The organism is Clostridium puniceum, assembly GCF_002006345.1.
GTDB classification, from domain to species: Bacteria; Bacillota; Clostridia; order Clostridiales; family Clostridiaceae; genus Clostridium; species Clostridium puniceum.
Genome location: NZ_LZZM01000096.1, coordinates 1 through 1,531 on the forward strand (window position 1 = coordinate 1; position 1,531 = coordinate 1,531).

Consider the following 1,531-nt stretch of genomic DNA (forward strand, 5'->3'; position numbering starts at 1 on the left):
TCATGATGTGTCATATCTTTAAATTGCATTTAATCCACCTTCTTACTATTCTTTACTTAAGTATTCCCTTACTGAATCTATCCATTTGATTAGATCCTCTTTTTGTTCATCTAAAGTTAAATCCAATTCACTCATGGCTTCCTCTATTTGTTCAAGCACTTCACTTGCATGCTTGCATTTAGTTTTTAATCTTTTTATTTCTCCATCTTTACGGATATCTGTTGCATAACTCATTCCTTCTTCACATCCCTTTTAAGAAATTTTTATCATTGTATATCTAAGAAATCCATAACCAGTAAATTCACTTATTCCTGAATATACTGATTCTTTATCTATGTAATATCCTTTTTGGGGTTTGGGAACTTTTCTGAACCATTCTCTGTGAGTTATTATTTCAATATTAGGTTCTGGAATTATTAAATTCTTACTACAACTCCATCTTTTACTTTGTAATTCTTTAGTTTTACTTGTTTGTTTAACAAAATAAGCTGCAAGTTTCGAATATTGTCCTGTCTCATCCAATGGGTAAACTTTTATTCTGCCTTTTTTCCAACATTTTTGAATTATTCTTGTATCAATGTGATTTATAACAAGATGATGATGCATTGCTCCCTTACTTCCAATTTCCATAACATGAATATATTTAAGTTCTTTTCCTTGCTTCTTATATTCTTTTCTTAGCTTTTTCAATAAATCATCTGCATCTTTTCTCATTTCTTTTCTTGAATTTGGTTTTTCTTCTTTTCTATAGCCAGGGATAATATGCAGATCTCCTTCTCCAAAGTTCTCATTCATTTTTAACCTTAAATTTTTTTCTGCTAATGCATCATTTATCTTTTGTTGCTGCTCACTAGTTGGTTTTACAACTTCTCCTCTTTTAGTACCCTTGGATTTATATTTATACGTGTAATACTTTTCTACTTCTATTGTTTTACCTGCAATAGTTTCCTTCCTAATATATGGCATATCTATAACCTCTCTTTTTACTCTTCTGTTAATGTCTAATATTTTTTATATCTGTCCTAAAGTTAATTGATTTATCAAGCCTTAAAGCATTGATTTCACTTGATTTTTTGCCATATATTTGGTATACTATTTTTGCAGATTTTTTTAGTAAATATATGACTTAGTGAGTATGATTATTGCAGAATCATACTCACTTTTTTGTATATATTTGTAAATTATTGTTATGCATTTACTTATAACTTGTTCTTTTTATTACTTGATTTCTTCATCTTTTCACTGCACCTTGGGCAAATATAACCACTAGGATCTATATCTTTCTTTATACTTACCTTCCAATGTAAATTACACTCAATGCATTTTATTGTCATACTTATCTCCTAAACCATATTCCATATGAATAAAATCATGGCCAATATTACAGACGTTAGCAATAGCGACGCTTTTATAATACAAATATCTTCTTTCCTTTTTTTATTTAAATAATATATAGCTGCATTAAGAGCTGCTGCATCTTGCTTAAATATTTCATCTGCGCCTTCACTTTTGGCCATATATTCAGCTTCCC

Annotated in this window: 4 protein-coding genes; all 4 read right to left on the bottom strand. The window is 29.2% G+C overall.

The genetic code is table 11. From position 1 onward, the window contains the following. Nucleotides 1-45 precede the first annotated feature (45 nt). On the bottom strand, nucleotides 46-234 hold the full coding sequence (locus CLPUN_RS07080) for a hypothetical protein (protein ID WP_077846614.1): 189 nt from the start codon (nucleotides 232-234) through the stop codon (nucleotides 46-48). An 18-nt stretch (nucleotides 235-252) separates the two neighbouring features. Next, nucleotides 253-966, bottom strand: a complete 714-nt coding sequence (locus CLPUN_RS07085) for a rolling circle replication-associated protein (protein WP_077846615.1) — start codon at nucleotides 964-966, stop codon at nucleotides 253-255. 233 nt (nucleotides 967-1,199) lie between these two features. Next, entirely contained in the window at nucleotides 1,200-1,334 is a 135-nt protein-coding gene (locus CLPUN_RS29145; protein ID WP_278281610.1) for a hypothetical protein, read from the bottom strand. Nucleotides 1,335-1,343: 9 nt separating this feature from the next. Further along, a partial coding sequence (locus CLPUN_RS27555; RefSeq protein ID WP_207652743.1) for a hypothetical protein occupies nucleotides 1,344-1,531 on the bottom strand: 188 nt, incomplete at its 5' end.